The sequence below is a fragment of the Rhodococcus sp. GQ147 genome (genome assembly GCF_059759155.1).
In genome coordinates, this window is sequence record NZ_JCAXDU010000001.1 from 468,842 (window position 1) to 483,180 (window position 14,339).

The following is a 14,339-nucleotide window of genomic DNA, read 5'->3' on the forward strand; positions in this document are numbered from 1 at the left end:
AGTGACGGGTGGCTCTCCCGCCGTTTCTCGCTTCCATCGTCGAGTGGCTCCGCGCCGGTTACCCCGAAGGGGTACCGGAACAGGACTACGTACCCCTGTTCGCACTGCTCGCGCGGCGCCTGTCCGACGAGGAGGTCGCCCAGGTCGCCGACACCTTGGTCGAGGACGGTGACCTGTCGATCAACCGCATCGACATCGCGGTCCTGATCAGCAAGATCACCAACAACATGCCGTCGCCCGACGATGTGGACCGGGTCCGCCGCCAGCTCGAGGCAGGCGGATGGGACACGACACAATACGATCTGTGACCACACTCGAGCTCCTGCCCGTCCCTGCCGGGTCCGCCGTCCGCTCCGTGCTGCCCACCCTGCAGCGCATGCTCGACGGTGACGGACCGGCGCTGCTCCCCGTCCCCGCCGGGGACGAGCGGGAGACGCTCCGACTCACCGCAGCACTGAGCCCCGGTGAACCCGTCGCGGACGGTGTGGGACTGGTGGTCGCGACCTCCGGCACGACCGGGACCCCGAAGGGTGCCATGTTGTCCGCGCAGGCGCTGCGCGCGAGCGGCGACGCCACCCACGCCCGGCTGGGCGGGACGGGCTCGTGGCTCCTGGCCCTGCCCGCCCATCACATCGCGGGCATGCAGGTGCTGCTGCGCAGTCTGCTCTCCGGAACCGAACCCGTCGTCGTCGACGTGTCCGCCGGTTTCGATCCTGCGGATCTGCCGGCGGCGGTGGACGCCGTGCCGGGCCCCCGCCGGTACAGCTCGATGGTTCCCACGCAGCTGATCAAGGCCCTCGACCATCCCGACGCCACCGCGGCGCTTGCCCGCCTCGACGCGATCCTGCTCGGTGGGGCCGCGACTCCCGTGCCAATCCTCGACCGCGCCCGCGCGGCCGGCATCACCGTCGTGCGCACTTACGGCATGAGCGAGACCTGCGGCGGCTGCGTCTACGACGGCGTGTCGCTCGACGGCGTGTACGTGCGCGTCGACGGGGACTCGCGGGTGTGGCTCGGCGGCGCCACGCTCGCCTCGGGCTACCGGAACCTGCCCGACCATCCTGCCTTCGCCGAACCCGGCTGGTTCCGCACCGACGACGCGGGCCTGCTCGACGACGGGGTCCTGCGCATCCTGGGACGGCTCGACGAGGCCATCTCGACCGGTGGGCTCACCGTGGTCCCCCAGGTGGTCGAGGCCGTGCTCGTCGAGCACCCGGCCGTTCGGGAGGTCGCGGTGGTGGGTCTGCCCGACGCCCGGCTCGGTCAGCGCGTCGCGGCGGTCGTCGTGCCCGTCCCCGGCGCGACGCCGACGCTCGCCGAACTCCGCGACCACGTCGAGGCCACGCTCGATCCCACTGCTGCGCCGCGTGAGCTGCAGGTCGTCGACACGCTGCCGCTGCGTGGACCGGGCAAGGTCGATCGCCGCGCCCTCGTCTCGCGCTTCTCCTGACGGGGTGCGCACGACGCGGCAGGCAGGCCCGGGTGCGAAGATCGATCCATGGCAACGGCTGGTCAATGGCTCGAAGGCGCTCGTCCGCGCACCCTCCCCAACGCGATCGCACCCGTCCTGGCGGGCACGGGCGCTGCGGCGTGGCTCGGTGAGGCCGTGTGGTGGAAGGCGCTGCTGGCACTGGTCGTCGCGCTCGGACTGATCATCGGCGTGAACTTCGCCAACGACTACTCCGACGGCATCCGCGGCACCGACGACGAGCGGGTCGGCCCGATGCGGCTCGTGGGTTCGGGGGCGGCGAGCCCCGGCGCCGTCAAGCGCGCGGCGTTCGTGTGCTTCGGCATCGCGGCCGTCGCGGGACTCGCTCTCGCCGTCACGACCGCCTGGTGGCTCGTGCTCGTCGGCGCGGTCTGCATCGCCGGGGCCTGGTACTACACCGGCGGAAAGAACCCGTACGGCTACAGCGGCTTCGGTGAGATCGGCGTCTTCGTGTTCTTCGGGCTGGTCGCGGTGCTCGGCACCCAGTTCGTTCAGGCCGGTCGCGTCGACTGGGTGGGTCTGGCCTGCGCGGTCGCCGTCGGCTCGATCTCGACGGCCGTCCTGGTGACGAACAATCTCCGCGACATCGCCACCGACGCGGAGACCGGCAAGCGGACCCTGGCGGTCAAGCTGGGCGACCCGAGGACCCGCACGCTCCACCTGGTGCTGGTCGTCGTGCCGTTCGTGATGTCGCTCGTGCTGGTCGCGGCGACGCCGTGGGCGCTCGCCGGCTTCCTCGCCGCACCGTTCGCGGTCCGCGCGCACAAACCGGTGCGGGCCGGTGCCCTCGGTCTCGCGCTGATCCCGGCGCTCAGCGATTCGGGTGTCGCGATGCTCGTGTGGGCGGTAGCCACCGCGCCCGCGCTGGCCTTCGGCTGACCATGACGCGGGCGCGGCGGACCGGGTCGCGGGCGGACGGGATCAGTCGCGGTCCGGGACGACCAGGCCGAGGACGAAGTTGACGATCGCGATGATCACGCCGCCCCACAGCGCCGCCCAGAAACCGTCGATCGTGAGGCCGTACTCGGTGAATCCGCTCAGCCACGCAGTGAGCATGAGCATCAGCGCGTTGACGACGAGCAGGAAGAGCCCGAGGGTGAGGATCACCAGCGGCAGCGACAGCAGCTTCACCAGCGGCTTCACGAGTGCGTTGACGACGGTGAAAATGGCGGCCAGCACGACGAGCGAGATGACCTTGCGGGTCGTGTCGGAGGTGCCTGCGGGATCGGTGAAGTCGATCCCGTCGACCAGCTCGACCGCGAGCCACAGACCGACCGCGTTGATGATCAACCGCAGTATCAGAGAAATCATGGTGCCACTGTGGCACACCGAACTCGGTCTCGTAACGGGCAAATCGGGCCCATCCGGGATCGCCCCTCCCCCTCAGGGGCCTCTCAGCGACGGACGGTAGCGTCGGCCGGCGTGCGTTCACGTCTTCTCCCCCTGCTTCTCGCTGTAGCCGGTCTGCTCCTCGTGGGCACGGGTTCGGTCTTCGCCTGGCTCGACCGCCCCCAGACGACGGTCGCGACCGTCTCGGAAGAGCCGAGTCCCTCTGCGGACGGCGTCGACGAGGCGCGGAGCAATCTGCAGCGGGCCGGACTGCCGCTGTCGGTGCTCGACGGCGGGGTCGGTCAGCTGACGGAGGGCAGCACCCAGCTCGACGACGGTGCCCACCAGCTCTCCGACGGTCTCCGGCAGGCCCGTGACGGCGGGGAGCAGCTCGCCGACGGTCTCGGACAACTCGACGGCGGTGTCGACATGCTCGGCGACGGTGCCCGCCAGGTGAGCGGTGGCGTCGACGAGGTGGTCGACCGGCTCTCCGGTTTCGGGGAGATGCAGGGCGACGTCACCGCGCAACTCGCAGCTGTCGCCGACACGCTCGGTGCGTCTGCAGATCCGGTCTCGCAGGGCGCGGCCGGCCGACTGCGCGGGCTCGTCGAGACCCTCGACACGCAGGGCCTCGGACCGGACACCCTCGCCCAGCTCGGGCAGTTGCGCGACGGCGCACGGCAGCTCGCCTACGAACTCACCGATCCGAACGCGCAGTTCGTCGCGGGTATGGCGCAGGCCGCCGACGGCTCGCGACAGCTCCGCGACGGCCTCGTTCTCCTCGACGACGGTGGCCGAGCCCTGACGGACGGCACCGGACAGCTGGTCGACGGCGTGGGGCCGGTGGCCGACGTCGTCGGTGGCATCGCCGACAACGTCCGGTCGGCCACCGAAGCGCTGCCGCGCACCGCGCCGGCCGCTACGGACACGCAGGCTGCGGAGGTCACGGCGACATCGGATCGTCAGTGGTGGCCGTTCGCGACGATCGCGGTCGGCACGCTGCTGCTCGTCGCGGCGACGGTCGTCCCGCTCGTCGCCGGGCGTCCGCTCGCCGTCGCCCCCGCGCAGCCGACCCGGTAACCACCCGAAGGCTCGACGACGTCAGGCAGCGGCGTCGAGGTGGCCGCTCAGGCGCTGACGGAGCTGCGCGCGCGGCACGTGCGCTTCCACGAGGGCGCCGGTCGCCGGATCGTCGCTGCGCAGCAGTCCGAGCAGGATGTGCTCGGGACGGATGACCCGTTCGCGGCGTGCGATGGCCTCCCGCAGCGCGAGTTCGAGCGACTTCTTCGCCGCCCGGTCGAACGGGATGTGACCGAGCCGGTTCGCGACGCCCCGCCGATCGGCGTTCTTCCCGTCGAGCACCCCCTTGCCGAAGGCCGCTTCGAGACGGCTCCGGACCTCGTCGAGATCGATCCCGATCGCTTCGAGCGCCGCGGCGTCCTCGTCACCGAGCGGGGCGTCGGCGGTGCGGGCGGCGCGGTCGGAGCGGAGCCCGTCGACCGTGAGACCTTCCTCCGCGAGCAGGACCCGCAGCGGTTCGTCCGCAGCGACAGCGGCCCCGATGAGCAGGTGCGACGCCTCGATCCGGGGATCGCACACCCGGATCGCCTCCTGTTGCGCTGCGACAACGGCGGATCTGGCACCGTCGGCGAATCGTTCGAACATGTCGATCACCTGCGCTTTCGATTGTGCTTCTGATGGACCGCCTGGCGGCTGACACCGAGCTCGTCGGCGATGGCCTGCCAGGACCAACCTCGCTCACGGGCATTCGTGACCTGGACCTCCTCGAGCCGTTCCAGCAGCCGGCGCAGGGCACGCACGGCGCGCAGGCCCACTGCGGGATCGGAGCTCGCGGCGGCAGAGGCGAGGGTGGTGGCTTCACTCATGTTGTCAATATAGGTTGACACCGAGTGCGCGTCAACGACGATTGACAGAAACGGAATCTGCGCAGGTGGTGAAGGCTCTACCGGGGCCAGCCGCCGGTGGTCGCGAACTTCTCCAGGACCGCGAGCGGCCCTGCGAGGTCCATCCCCTCGGCAGCGACCCACTCGTCGGAGAAATAGGTGTCGGCGTAGCGCTCGCCGCCGTCGCACAGCAGCGTCACGACGCTGCCCTCACGGCCCTCCGCGAGCATCTCGGCGATCAGGCCGAAGGCTCCCCAGAGGTTCGTGCCGGTCGAGCCGCCCACCTGACGTCCGAGCACGGTGCTCGCGTGCCGCATGGCGGCGATGGACGCCGCGTCGGGCACCCGCACCATTCGGTCGACGACCTCGGGCACGAAGGACGGCTCGACGCGCGGACGTCCGATCCCCTCGATGCGCGAGGGCATGCCGGTCGTGTAGTCGGCCGATCCCGTCTCGAACCCGCCGAAGAACGCCGAGTTCTCCGGGTCGACGACGGCCAGCCGTGTCCGGTGACGGCGATAGCGGATGTAGCGGCCGAGGGTCGCGCTCGTGCCGCCGGTTCCGGCGCCGACGACGATCCACTCCGGCACGGGATGACGCTCGAGACGCATCTGCGAGTAGATGCTCTCGGCGATGTTGTTGTTGCCCCGCCAGTCGGTGACCCGCTCGGCGTTCGTGAACTGGTCCATGAAGCAGCCGCCGAGCTCGTCGGCGAGCCGCTGCGCCTCGGTGTAGATCTCGGGTGGGCGGTCGATGTAATGGCACCGGCCGCCCTGGGCCTCGATGAGCGCGACCTTCGCCGGCGAGGTGCGGCGCGGTACGACGGCCACGAAGTCGAGGCCGAGGAGTCGCGCGAAGTACGCCTCGCTGACCGCGGTGGACCCGGAGGACGCCTCGATGATCGGGGTCCCTTCACGGATCCAGCCGTTGCACAGGGCGTAGAGGAACAGCGAGCGCGCAAGACGGTGCTTGAGGCTGCCCGTGATGTGCGTCGACTCGTCCTTCAAGTACAGGTCGATGCCCCAATCCGCGGGGAGCGGGTAGCGGAGCAGGTGGGTGTCGGCGCTGCGCTGGGCGTCGGCCTCGATGAGCCGGACCGCGTTGTCGACCCAGTCCCGGGGTGCACTGCGGTCGACGACCGCGCCGGTCGCCGTCACCGCCCGTTCTCGCCGCGCATGCGCTTCTCGAGGTCCGCGCGTTCGGTGCGCCGACGCTCGTCGACCGCGGCGATGCCCTCGTTGACGCGACGCCGCAGCGACGCGAAGAGCACGAGCGAGACGGGCAGGGCGATGAGCACGGCGAACAGGGCCGCGACGAGGAGGGGGATTTCCACCCCGAATGCCCGAGGAACGTAGAGAATGAGCAGGGTGAGCACGACCACGAGGGCGAGTCGCGCCACCGAGTACAACGCGACGTCCCGGATCAGGGACCCGGTCCCCGCCTGACCGCCGGCGGCCGTGGCGCCCTCACCGTGAGGGTGTGGAGTGGGCTGGGAGGGGGTATCCGAGGGTTCGTTCCGGCGTTCGTCGTTCACCACTCCAGGTTAACCGGCCGCCCGGACGACGAGCCCCGCGTCGATTTCCGTAAGTCGGACATCCGTCCGTTTTGTCTATTACTTCCGCTTTACCAACCGTAGACCGTTCGAGCAACCAGGGGTATCGGTGCCACCATGGGCTTGGACATCCCGATCGAACAACTCGATCGCGTCGAACAACACGATCACGACAACCGGGAGGACATTCGCAATGAGCGCACCCACTTTCAACGGCGCGAAGGAATCCCTGCTGACCCCGGGCCAGGTGGCGGCACTGTTCCATGTGGATCCCAAGACCGTCACCCGGTGGGCCCACGCCGGCCGATTGGGCTCGCTGCGGACCCCCGGTGGCCATCGGCGCTTCCGTGAGTCCGAGGTCCTGGCGCTTCTCCGCTCCCTCACGACCGAAGCGACACGCTGATCCGAGACAGTAGAATCCGCACCTCCGGCGTACACCTGCCGGACCCCGGCCGACCACCCGCGGAACCCACGTGCCGGACCGGGTTCCTCCCACCTAGAATGTGGACGAACCGGTCTGCGGTCGCCGCGGCCCGGAGGTGCACGGCGAGGGCACGTCCTCGTCCGGCACCACCACGGTCAGGAGGTGCAACGTGCTCTATCTGTTGGCACTCATCGGTGCGGTGACACTCGCCGTCCTGCTGTGGAAGGCGTACGGTCCCACATCTCGTCCGCCGTCCCGCGTGGTGGGGCCTGACGACGATCCCGACTTCCTGTGGAAGGTCGATCGCGAGGTGCACCGCCGCCGGAGTGGCGACGGCACCGGCGAGTCCGATCAGGAGCGGGGCGACTGACCGTTCGCGTTACGCCGAGCGGTCTGTCACCGCGCGGCGAAACCGTCGGTGATATCCGCGGCGAGTCCGAGCAGGGCGCGCCGCGTACCCGACTGCAACCGGTCCAGGTCGATCTCCGCCCCTTCTTCGAGGTGGGGATCGAAGGGCAGGACGTGGACCGCGCGGCACCGCTGTTCGAAGTGTCGCACCACGAGGTCGAGGTCGACCTTGCCCGACCTCGGCCGCACCGCGTTGACGACGGCCACCGACCGCTCGACGAGTTCGCGATAGCCGTGCGCGTCGAGCCAGTCGAGCGTGGCCGACGCGCTGCGGGCGCCGTCCACCGAACCGGAACTGATGACGACCAGCGTGTCGGCGTTCTCGAGGATCGCGGTCATAGCGGAGTGCATGAGCCCGGTCCCGCAATCCGTGAGCACGATGCTGTAGAACCGCTCAAGAAGACCCAACGTCCGTTCGTAGTCGTCGGCGCTGAAGGCCTCCGAGACCGCCGGATCGGTGTCCGAGGCGAGCACCTCGAGACGATGCGTGTTCTGCGAGGTGTAGGCGCGCACGTCCGCATATGTCTCGAGCAGCGACTGATCGCGCAGCAGCGTGCGCACCGTGGCCGGCGTCTGTTCGGCCACCTTCTGACTCAACGTCCCGCGGTCCGGATTCGCATCGACCGCGACGATCCGATCGCCACGCAGCTCCGCGAAGGTCGAGCCGAGCGTGACCGTGGTGGTCGTCTTGCCCACCCCGCCCTTGAGACTCAGCAGGGCGATACGATGGCAGCCGTGCAGCGGTGCACGCACCCGCTCGGCCGATTCCTCCTTGCGTTGCTGCCGGGAACTCTCCCCCACGTGCACGCGACCACCGGTCGCCCGGTAGACGACCCGCCGCCAGCCCTTCCGCGGCGGCGCGGCGACCGGACGTACAAGTAGCGACGAGTCCAGCGCCGTCGCGTCCAATGCGTGTCCGTCGAGCCCCGACGACCCGTTACCGGCCCCATTCACCGCGTTCTCCCCCCGTCGACTGTCACGGACGACGGCGCGACGATAGCAGCCTCAGTTGAGCCCGGCGTACGAGTGCAGGCCCGACACGACCATGTTGATGATGAACAGGTTGAACAGCACCGTGACGAAGCCGACGACGTTGATCCACGCTGCGCGGGTGTTCCGCCAGCCGGAGGTCGCACGCGCGTGCAGATAGGCGGCGTAGATGACCCACGAGATGAACGAGACCGTCTCCTTCGGGTCCCAGCCCCAGAAGCGTCCCCACGCCGCCTCGGCCCAGATTGCCCCGAGGATGATGCCGGCGCCGAACAGCGGGAAGCCGATGATCGTGGTGCGGTAGGCGAGCCGGTCGAGGGTCTGCGCGTCGGGCAGCCGCTCGGCGATCGCCGCGAACACACCGCTGCGCTCCTCGCCCTTCGGGAAGCGGATGCGCAGCAGGAACAGCACGCTCGCGACACCCGAGACGAGGAAGATGCCGCTGCCGACGCTGATGATCGTCACGTGGATCGGCAGCCAGAACGATCGGAGGGCCGGCACCACGGGAGCGGCGTCGGCATACAACACCGTCGCCGCGAGGAACATGAGGATCAATACGGGGACCACCAGGTACACCCACATGATCCGGTAGGCCGGCTTGCGGAGGACGATCAGCCCGAAGATCACCGCGGCGGTGCACGCCATCGAGACGAACTCGTACATGTTGCCGAGCGGGAACCGCTCGGTGGCCAGCCCACGCAGGACGATCGAGGCGAGCTGCAGGCCCGCGACCACGACGACGAGCGCGCGTCCCATGTTGCCGAGACGCTGCGACACGGTGCGCTTCGGCGTCTGGTCGATCCGTCCCGGCCCGGTCGCGCGCTCGGCGGGGGCCTGCTGCCTTCCGGCGGCCACGAGTTCGCGTTCCCGCTCCGCCACGACGTCGGCCCGGTGGGTCGCGTACTCGGCGATGAGCAGCAGCAGAGCCAGCACGAGCACCGCGAACGCCGATTCGAAGGCCCAGTCGCTGTACTGCGCGAGGGTGTCGTTCTCTGTCATCAGTTCTTCTTCTCCTGTGCCGCCGGGGCGGAGGGTGCATCGTCGCCGAGAAGGCGCTCGACCAGTCGGTCGAACTCGTCTCCCCATCCGGCCTGATCGGTTCGTGCGAGACCGCCGAGCTCTACTACGGTCCGTCGTTCGCCGTCGCTCACTGTACCGTCCGGGTACGCGCGTGCCCACACTCTGCGTCGTTTGACCAGCAGCGACACGAGCAGTCCGCCCATCATGAAGATCGCCGCGACCAGCACCCACTGCTGAGCCGGGTCGTGGGAGACCTGCAGGTTGACGAAGTCGGTGGCCTTGTCGAATCGCACCTCGGTGCCGTCGGCGAGCGTCACGCTCTCCCCCGGACGCAGGTTGACACGATCCTGCTTCACGAGGCGTCCCTGATTGATCAGTTCCTTGTTGAGCGAGAACAGCGACTGCGGGTTGCCGGTGTCGAGACCGGAGTCGCCCTTGTAGATGTCGATGGCGACAGCCGGGTCCGTCAGGGCGGGGAAGATCGATGTGAGCAGCGTGCCGTGGAAGGACGCCGTCGGCGCGAACAGTCCCTCGATCGCGATCTGGTTCTTCCGGCGCTCGTCGGCGTCGGGGTACATGCCACCGGGCGGGTCGAAGCGCATGGCGCCGCTGCTGAGGAAGGTCGTCGCGTCGTCGGGCGCCCACTGCATCGTTTCGGTGCGGGTCTCGCCGTTCGGCCAGGTGACCGTGAAGGTCGGGGCGTAACCGTGACCCTGTAGGTACACGCGGTCGCTGCCGACCCGCAGCGGATGGTTGACCTTCAATTGCGCGTCGCGCCAGGTGTTCGTGACGAGGTCGTCGCCGTACTGGTACTCGATGTCGGAGGTGAACATCTCGGCCTGGCCGTTGTCGAGATAGTCGGCGACGAAGGTGTTCACCCGCACGCACATGGGGTTCAGACCGGTGCCGTCGAGCGTGCTGCCGGCGCGGAACGAGTCGAAGGAGGCGGGCGAGGTGGTGCAGAACTCCTCACCGTTCGCGACGAGGATGCGCTGCCCCTCGTAACCGAAGAGCTTGCCGGCGGCGACGGCGACGAGCAGCCCGACGAGGGAGATGTGGAAGACCAGGTTGCCGGCCTCGCGCAGATAACCCTTCTCGGCGGACAGGGTCACCTCGCCGTCACGCCCGCGGGCACCGCCCTCGCGGCGCACGACCTTCCAACCGCGCAGCTCTTTCTGGATCCGGTCGAGGGCGTCGGCGGGGGCCTCGGTCACCATCGTCTGTGTGTGGTGCGGCAGGCGCTGCAGGTTGCGCGGCGCGGCGACCGGCGGGGTGCGCAGGGCGTGGAAGTGCTCGACGCAGCGCGGCAGGATGCAGCCGACCAGCGAGACGAACAGCAGCACGTAGACGGCGGTGAACCAGAAGCTTCCGAAGACGTCGAACAGCTCGAAGCGGTCCATGATCGGTCCGAGCGTCGGCCGGGCCGCGATGTACTCGTCGACCTTCTGGGTGTTGAGGCTGCGCTGCGGCAGGAGTGCGCCCGGGATCGCGGCGAGCGCGAGCAGGAACAGCAGGACCAGCGCGGTCCGCATCGACGTCAGGCCGCGCCAGGTGTTCCGCACGAAGGCCGTGGCACGTCCGAACGCGGCCTGTCGCGGCGGAGGCGACGGCTGCGGTGCGGGGGTCGGGGTGTGTGTCGCGGTCATACGGGCAGAGTCACTTCCGAGATGAACGAGTCACGGACCCAGGACACGAACAGGTCCCACGCACCGGTGACGAGAGCGATGCCGACGGCCATGAGCATCAGGCCACCGACGATTTGCACGGTCCGCGCGTGGGTGCGCAGCCAGCCCACCCCGCGCAGCGCCCGCGCCGAACCGAGCGCGAGCACGACGAACGGCAACCCGAGGCCGAGGCAGTAGGCGACGATCAGCGTCACCCCGCGTGCCGCGGTGGTGCCCTCGGTGCCCGCCGCGAGCGAGATGACGCCGGCGAGGGTGGGACCGAGGCACGGGGTCCACCCGAGCGCGAACACCGCGCCGAGCAGCGGGGCTCCCGCAAGGTTCGAGATGCGCCGGGGCGCCGGACGCGTGTCGCGCTGCAAGACTGGGATGAGACCGATGAAGACCAGACCCATCACGATGGTGACGACACCACCGATCCGCATGAGCAGTTCGCGGTTGACGGCGAGCGCGGAGATCGCCCCGAACACCGAGGCCGTCGCGAGGACGAACACCACGGTGAATCCGAGGACGAACAGCCCGGCGGCACCGGCCACCCGGAGGCGGCCGTCGCTGCGGACGGTCGTGGTGCGGGCACCGGCCTGCTCGGCGGTGACGGCGGGGGCCTCGGCTCCCACCACTCCGGCGAGGTAGGACAGATAGCCGGGAACGAGCGGCACGACGCACGGCGATGCGAAGGAGACGAGACCGGCGAGCAGGCACGCGCCCATCGCCAGCAGCAGCGGACCCGACAGGGCCGCGTTCTGGAAGGTCTCCCCGACACCCGACGCAAGGATCACTGTTACTGCTCCGAATCCGGTTCCGCCGCGACCCGTTCGACGACCGGTTGCAGGTCCTCGGCGAGCAGTTCGGTCAGGTAGACCGCAGCCACGCGGTGCTCACGGTCGAGGACGACCGTCGTCGGCACGACCGAGGTCGGGTAGTTGCGGCCGAGGGCGAGCAGCGACCGCATCGGCGGGTCGTAGATCGACGGGTAGCCGATCCGCTGGTCGGTGACGAAGTCCTGGGCCTTGTCGCGCTGATTGTCGCGGACGTTGATGCCGAGGAACTGCACCCCGAGATCTTTGGTGGCCTCGTAGACCTCCTCGAGATCGTCGGCTTCGCTGCGGCACGGCGCGCACCACTGGCCCCACACGTTGAGCACGACGACCTGGCCCTCGTAGTCGTCGAGGGAGATGGTCTCGCCCTCGTTCATGAGGTCCTCGCCGGTGAGCTCACCGAGGGTGCCCCGGTCGGCCGGGGGGTCGTAGAAGATGCGGGTCTGCCCGCCGGGCGAGACGAAGTCGAACGTTCCCCCGGTGGCGACGGCGTCGTCCCCGGTGGCGCAGGAGGTGAGAAGGACGGCACCGCAGATCGCGGCGACCGTCGCCCGGAACACCTTTCTCATGCGCCGTGGACGTTCGGGTCGGAGGCGCCGGCCGGCTCGGAGTAGACCAGGTCGACGAGGGTGTCACCCTCGTAGACCAGGGAGGTCAGCGAGGCGAGGCTGCACTGGCGGCGACGCGGGTCGTGCCACAGTCGCTCGCCCTCGAGGAAGCGGCGCAGCGTCCACACCGGGAGTTGGTGGCTCACGCACACCGCTTCCCGCCCCACCGCGGCCACGCGGGCCGCGTGGACGGCGGCGAGCATGCGGTGGGCGATCTGCAGGTAGGGCTCGCCCCAGGAAGGGGTGAACGGATCGCGCAGCTTCCACCAGTGGCGCGGGCGGCTGAGCGCACCGTCGCCGACCGAGACCTTCAAGCCCTCGAAGTCGTTGGCCGCCTCGATGAGGTTCTCGTCGGTGCGGATCTGCAGTCCGTGCTTCTCCGCGATCGGGGCGGCGGTCTGCTGGGCCCGTTCGAGCGGGGACGCGACCACGTGTGCGATGTCGTGGTCGGCGAGCGACGCCGCGACCGCACGTGCCTGGGCCTCACCGGTCACCGACAGCTTGAAGCCGGACAGGCGGCCGTAGAGGATTCCGGAGGGGTTGTGGACCTCTCCGTGGCGGAGCACGTGCACGATCGTGCGGGTCTCGGACGGGGCGGCGTCGGTCACGTCGATGTTCCTCGAGGGGTGTGGAAGGGGCGGATCGGGCTGGGCAGGCAGGAGAGCGGTGCTACGGCGCGGTCGCCGCGGCGGCCGCGCGCGCGGCGTGCGGCAGCGCGTCGGCGACCCGCGAGAACGCGTCGTCGTCGAGCGCGGACGAGACGAACCACGTCTCGAAGGCACTCGGGGGTGCATAGACGCCGCGCTCGAGCAGCGCGTGGAAGAAGGCCGGGAAGCGCCAGGTCTGCGCGGCCTTGGCCTGCTCGTAGTTCGTCACCGGCTCATCGGTGAAGAAGACGCTCAGCAGCGTGCCGGCATTCTGGACACGGTGCGGCACCCCTTCGGCGGCGAGTGCCTCCCCCAGCAGACGCCCGAGGGTCTCGGAGTTGCGGTCCAGGGTGGCGTAGACCTCGGCGTCGGCGGCACGCAGGCTCGCGAGGCCGGCGGCCACGGCGACGGGATTACCGGACAGGGTGCCGGCCTGGTAGACCGGTCCGCTCGGGGCGAGATGGGCCATGACGTCGGCGCGGCCACCGAAGGCCGCGGCGGGCAGACCTCCGCTCATGACCTTGCCGAAGGTCATCAGGTCGCCGGAGACACCGTCGATGCCGTGCCAGCCGGTCGGGCTCGCGCGGAAGCCGGTCATCACCTCGTCCATGATCAGCAGCGCGCCGTGCTCACGGGTGAGCTCGCGCAGGCCCTCGTTGAAGCCGGACACCGGCGGGACGGTGCCCATGTTGCCGGCGGCGGCCTCGGTGATGACCGCGGCGATCTCACCGGGGTTCGCCTCGAAGGCGGCGCGCACGGCGGCGAGGTCGTTGTAGGGGACGACGATGGTGTCGCCCGCCTGGGCGCCCGTGACGCCGGGCGAGGTGGGCAGACCGAAGGTGGCGAGGCCGGAACCGGCGTCGGCGAGCAGCGCGTCGACGTGACCGTGATAACAACCCGCGAACTTCACGATCTTCGACCGTCCGGTGAATCCGCGCGCGAGACGGACGGCACTCATCGTCGCCTCGGTGCCGGAGTTGACGAGCCGGACCTGCTCGACGGGTGCGATGCGGGCGACGATCTCCTCGGCGAGTTCGACCTCACCCTCGGTGGGGGCACCGAACGACAGACCCGCCGGCGCGGTGGATCGGACGGCCTCGACGACCGCCGGATGCGCGTGCCCGAGAATCATCGGGCCCCAAGAACACACCAGGTCGACGTAGGTTTTTCCGTCGACGTCGGTGAGCAGCGGACCCGATCCCGATGCGAAGAAAGGAGGATTGCCGCCGACCGATCCGAACGCGCGGACCGGAGAGTTGACGCCCCCCGGTGTCACCTTCGATGCCCGGTGGAAGAGTGCGGCGGATCGAGTGTCGTGGGTGGACGAAGCATCGGGGGTCGCAGTCACGACTTCCAGTGTCCGTAGTTTCGCGGGATTTGCCAAAAACAGTGTTCCTCAAACCTCATGTGTTTTTTCTCCCTTACCAGGAAAAAGGGACACCGTGAGTGACTTGTCGCACCTATCGTC

The 14,339-nt window shown here is 69.6% G+C and carries 18 protein-coding genes; 6 read left to right on the forward strand and 12 right to left on the reverse strand.

The features are described from left to right. Window positions 1–8: 8 nt before the first annotated feature. From AC6CID_RS02005 to AC6CID_RS02015, 3 genes are read left to right on the forward strand one after another with little or no spacing between them, the layout of a single operon-like run. A complete protein-coding gene (locus AC6CID_RS02005; protein ID WP_006552314.1) occupies window positions 9–308 on the forward strand; it encodes a DUF3349 domain-containing protein in 300 nt (99 codons plus the stop codon). Next, window positions 281–1,450 carry an o-succinylbenzoate--CoA ligase gene (menE, locus tag AC6CID_RS02010; protein WP_371850694.1) on the forward strand — a complete coding sequence of 390 codons (1,170 nt, stop codon included), beginning with the start codon at window positions 281–283 and terminating at the stop codon, window positions 1,448–1,450. The genes AC6CID_RS02005 and menE overlap by 28 nt, the downstream gene beginning before the upstream one ends. A 48-nt stretch (window positions 1,451–1,498) precedes the next feature. Next, the gene (locus AC6CID_RS02015) at window positions 1,499–2,368 is read left to right on the forward strand and encodes a 1,4-dihydroxy-2-naphthoate polyprenyltransferase (protein ID WP_006552316.1); all 870 of its coding nucleotides are present in this window, start codon (window positions 1,499–1,501) and stop codon (window positions 2,366–2,368) included. A gap of 42 nt (window positions 2,369–2,410) precedes the next feature. Here the strand turns inward: AC6CID_RS02015 and AC6CID_RS02020 are convergent, their stop codons facing one another. Beyond that, a complete protein-coding gene (locus tag AC6CID_RS02020; protein ID WP_033096110.1) occupies window positions 2,411–2,800 on the reverse strand; it encodes a phage holin family protein in 390 nt (129 codons plus the stop codon). 111 nt (window positions 2,801–2,911) lie between these two features. Between AC6CID_RS02020 and AC6CID_RS02025 the strand changes: the two genes are divergently transcribed. Beyond that, entirely contained in the window at window positions 2,912–3,898 is a 987-nt protein-coding gene (locus tag AC6CID_RS02025; protein WP_033096111.1) for a membrane protein, read from the forward strand. Window positions 3,899–3,919: 21 nt separating this feature from the next. Here the strand turns inward: AC6CID_RS02025 and AC6CID_RS02030 are convergent, their stop codons facing one another. The 4 genes from AC6CID_RS02030 to AC6CID_RS02045 form a co-directional block, all read right to left on the reverse strand. Further along, complete coding sequence (locus tag AC6CID_RS02030) at window positions 3,920–4,483, reverse strand: Clp protease N-terminal domain-containing protein (RefSeq protein ID WP_033096353.1); 564 nt, start codon at window positions 4,481–4,483, stop codon at window positions 3,920–3,922. A 5-nt stretch (window positions 4,484–4,488) separates the two neighbouring features. Continuing rightward, on the reverse strand, window positions 4,489–4,704 hold the full coding sequence (locus tag AC6CID_RS02035) for a helix-turn-helix domain-containing protein (RefSeq protein ID WP_494292237.1): 216 nt from the start codon (window positions 4,702–4,704) through the stop codon (window positions 4,489–4,491). A gap of 77 nt (window positions 4,705–4,781) precedes the next feature. Continuing rightward, window positions 4,782–5,879: an L-cysteine desulfhydrase Cds1 gene (gene cds1, locus AC6CID_RS02040; protein WP_498353501.1), complete on the reverse strand. Its 1,098-nt coding sequence runs from the start codon at window positions 5,877–5,879 to the stop codon at window positions 4,782–4,784. Further along, a complete protein-coding gene (locus tag AC6CID_RS02045) occupies window positions 5,876–6,259 on the reverse strand; it encodes a DUF4229 domain-containing protein (protein ID WP_498353502.1) in 384 nt (127 codons plus the stop codon). Before AC6CID_RS02045 ends, cds1 begins: the two co-directional genes overlap by 4 nt. Before the next feature lie 208 nt (window positions 6,260–6,467). On the opposite strand from AC6CID_RS02045, the gene AC6CID_RS02050 reads away from it, so the two are divergent. Together AC6CID_RS02050 and AC6CID_RS02055 are read left to right on the forward strand one after the other, a co-directional pair. Next, window positions 6,468–6,677 carry a BldC family transcriptional regulator gene (locus tag AC6CID_RS02050; RefSeq protein WP_006552323.1) on the forward strand — a complete coding sequence of 70 codons (210 nt, stop codon included), beginning with the start codon at window positions 6,468–6,470 and terminating at the stop codon, window positions 6,675–6,677. Window positions 6,678–6,867: 190 nt separating this feature from the next. Then, entirely contained in the window at window positions 6,868–7,068 is a 201-nt protein-coding gene (locus AC6CID_RS02055) for a hypothetical protein (RefSeq protein ID WP_498353503.1), read from the forward strand. A 26-nt stretch (window positions 7,069–7,094) separates the two neighbouring features. On the opposite strand, the gene AC6CID_RS02060 is transcribed toward AC6CID_RS02055, so the two are convergent. The 7 genes from AC6CID_RS02060 to hemL all read right to left on the reverse strand — a co-directional run bounded on the left by AC6CID_RS02060 (window position 7,095) and on the right by hemL (window position 14,219). After that, window positions 7,095–8,060, reverse strand: a complete 966-nt coding sequence (locus AC6CID_RS02060) for a MinD/ParA family ATP-binding protein (protein ID WP_121208893.1) — start codon at window positions 8,058–8,060, stop codon at window positions 7,095–7,097. A 51-nt stretch (window positions 8,061–8,111) separates the two neighbouring features. Beyond that, complete coding sequence (gene ccsB / locus AC6CID_RS02065; protein ID WP_498353504.1) at window positions 8,112–9,095, reverse strand: c-type cytochrome biogenesis protein CcsB; 984 nt, start codon at window positions 9,093–9,095, stop codon at window positions 8,112–8,114. Then, entirely contained in the window at window positions 9,095–10,762 is a 1,668-nt protein-coding gene (resB, locus tag AC6CID_RS02070; protein WP_494292239.1) for a cytochrome c biogenesis ResB family protein, read from the reverse strand. Before resB ends, ccsB begins: the two co-directional genes overlap by 1 nt. Next, entirely contained in the window at window positions 10,759–11,577 is an 819-nt protein-coding gene (locus tag AC6CID_RS02075) for a cytochrome c biogenesis CcdA family protein (protein ID WP_006552329.1), read from the reverse strand. Before AC6CID_RS02075 ends, resB begins: the two co-directional genes overlap by 4 nt. Window positions 11,578–11,579: 2 nt before the next feature. Then, on the reverse strand, window positions 11,580–12,185 hold the full coding sequence (locus AC6CID_RS02080; RefSeq protein WP_006552330.1) for a TlpA disulfide reductase family protein: 606 nt from the start codon (window positions 12,183–12,185) through the stop codon (window positions 11,580–11,582). Then, complete coding sequence (locus tag AC6CID_RS02085; protein ID WP_006552331.1) at window positions 12,182–12,832, reverse strand: histidine phosphatase family protein; 651 nt, start codon at window positions 12,830–12,832, stop codon at window positions 12,182–12,184. Before AC6CID_RS02085 ends, AC6CID_RS02080 begins: the two co-directional genes overlap by 4 nt. Window positions 12,833–12,893: 61 nt before the next feature. Next, window positions 12,894–14,219: a glutamate-1-semialdehyde 2,1-aminomutase gene (hemL, locus tag AC6CID_RS02090; RefSeq protein ID WP_024101714.1), complete on the reverse strand. Its 1,326-nt coding sequence runs from the start codon at window positions 14,217–14,219 to the stop codon at window positions 12,894–12,896. Window positions 14,220–14,339 lie beyond the last annotated feature (120 nt).

Excerpts from the sequence above, each read along its gene's own strand:
- resB (WP_494292239.1), bottom strand. The coding sequence starts at position 10,762 with ATGACCGCGACACACACCCCGACCCCCGCACCGCAGCCGTCGCCTCCG.
- AC6CID_RS02080 (WP_006552330.1), bottom strand. The coding sequence starts at position 12,185 with ATGAGAAAGGTGTTCCGGGCGACGGTCGCCGCGATCTGCGGTGCCGTC.
- AC6CID_RS02030 (WP_033096353.1), bottom strand. The coding sequence starts at position 4,483 with ATGTTCGAACGATTCGCCGACGGTGCCAGATCCGCCGTTGTCGCAGCG.
- AC6CID_RS02035 (WP_494292237.1), bottom strand. The coding sequence starts at position 4,704 with ATGAGTGAAGCCACCACCCTCGCCTCTGCCGCCGCGAGCTCCGATCCC.
- AC6CID_RS02050 (WP_006552323.1), top strand. The coding sequence starts at position 6,468 with ATGAGCGCACCCACTTTCAACGGCGCGAAGGAATCCCTGCTGACCCCG.
- ccsB (WP_498353504.1), bottom strand. The coding sequence starts at position 9,095 with ATGACAGAGAACGACACCCTCGCGCAGTACAGCGACTGGGCCTTCGAA.
- AC6CID_RS02020 (WP_033096110.1), bottom strand. The coding sequence starts at position 2,800 with ATGATTTCTCTGATACTGCGGTTGATCATCAACGCGGTCGGTCTGTGG.
- menE (WP_371850694.1), top strand. The coding sequence starts at position 281 with ATGGGACACGACACAATACGATCTGTGACCACACTCGAGCTCCTGCCC.
- AC6CID_RS02015 (WP_006552316.1), top strand. The coding sequence starts at position 1,499 with ATGGCAACGGCTGGTCAATGGCTCGAAGGCGCTCGTCCGCGCACCCTC.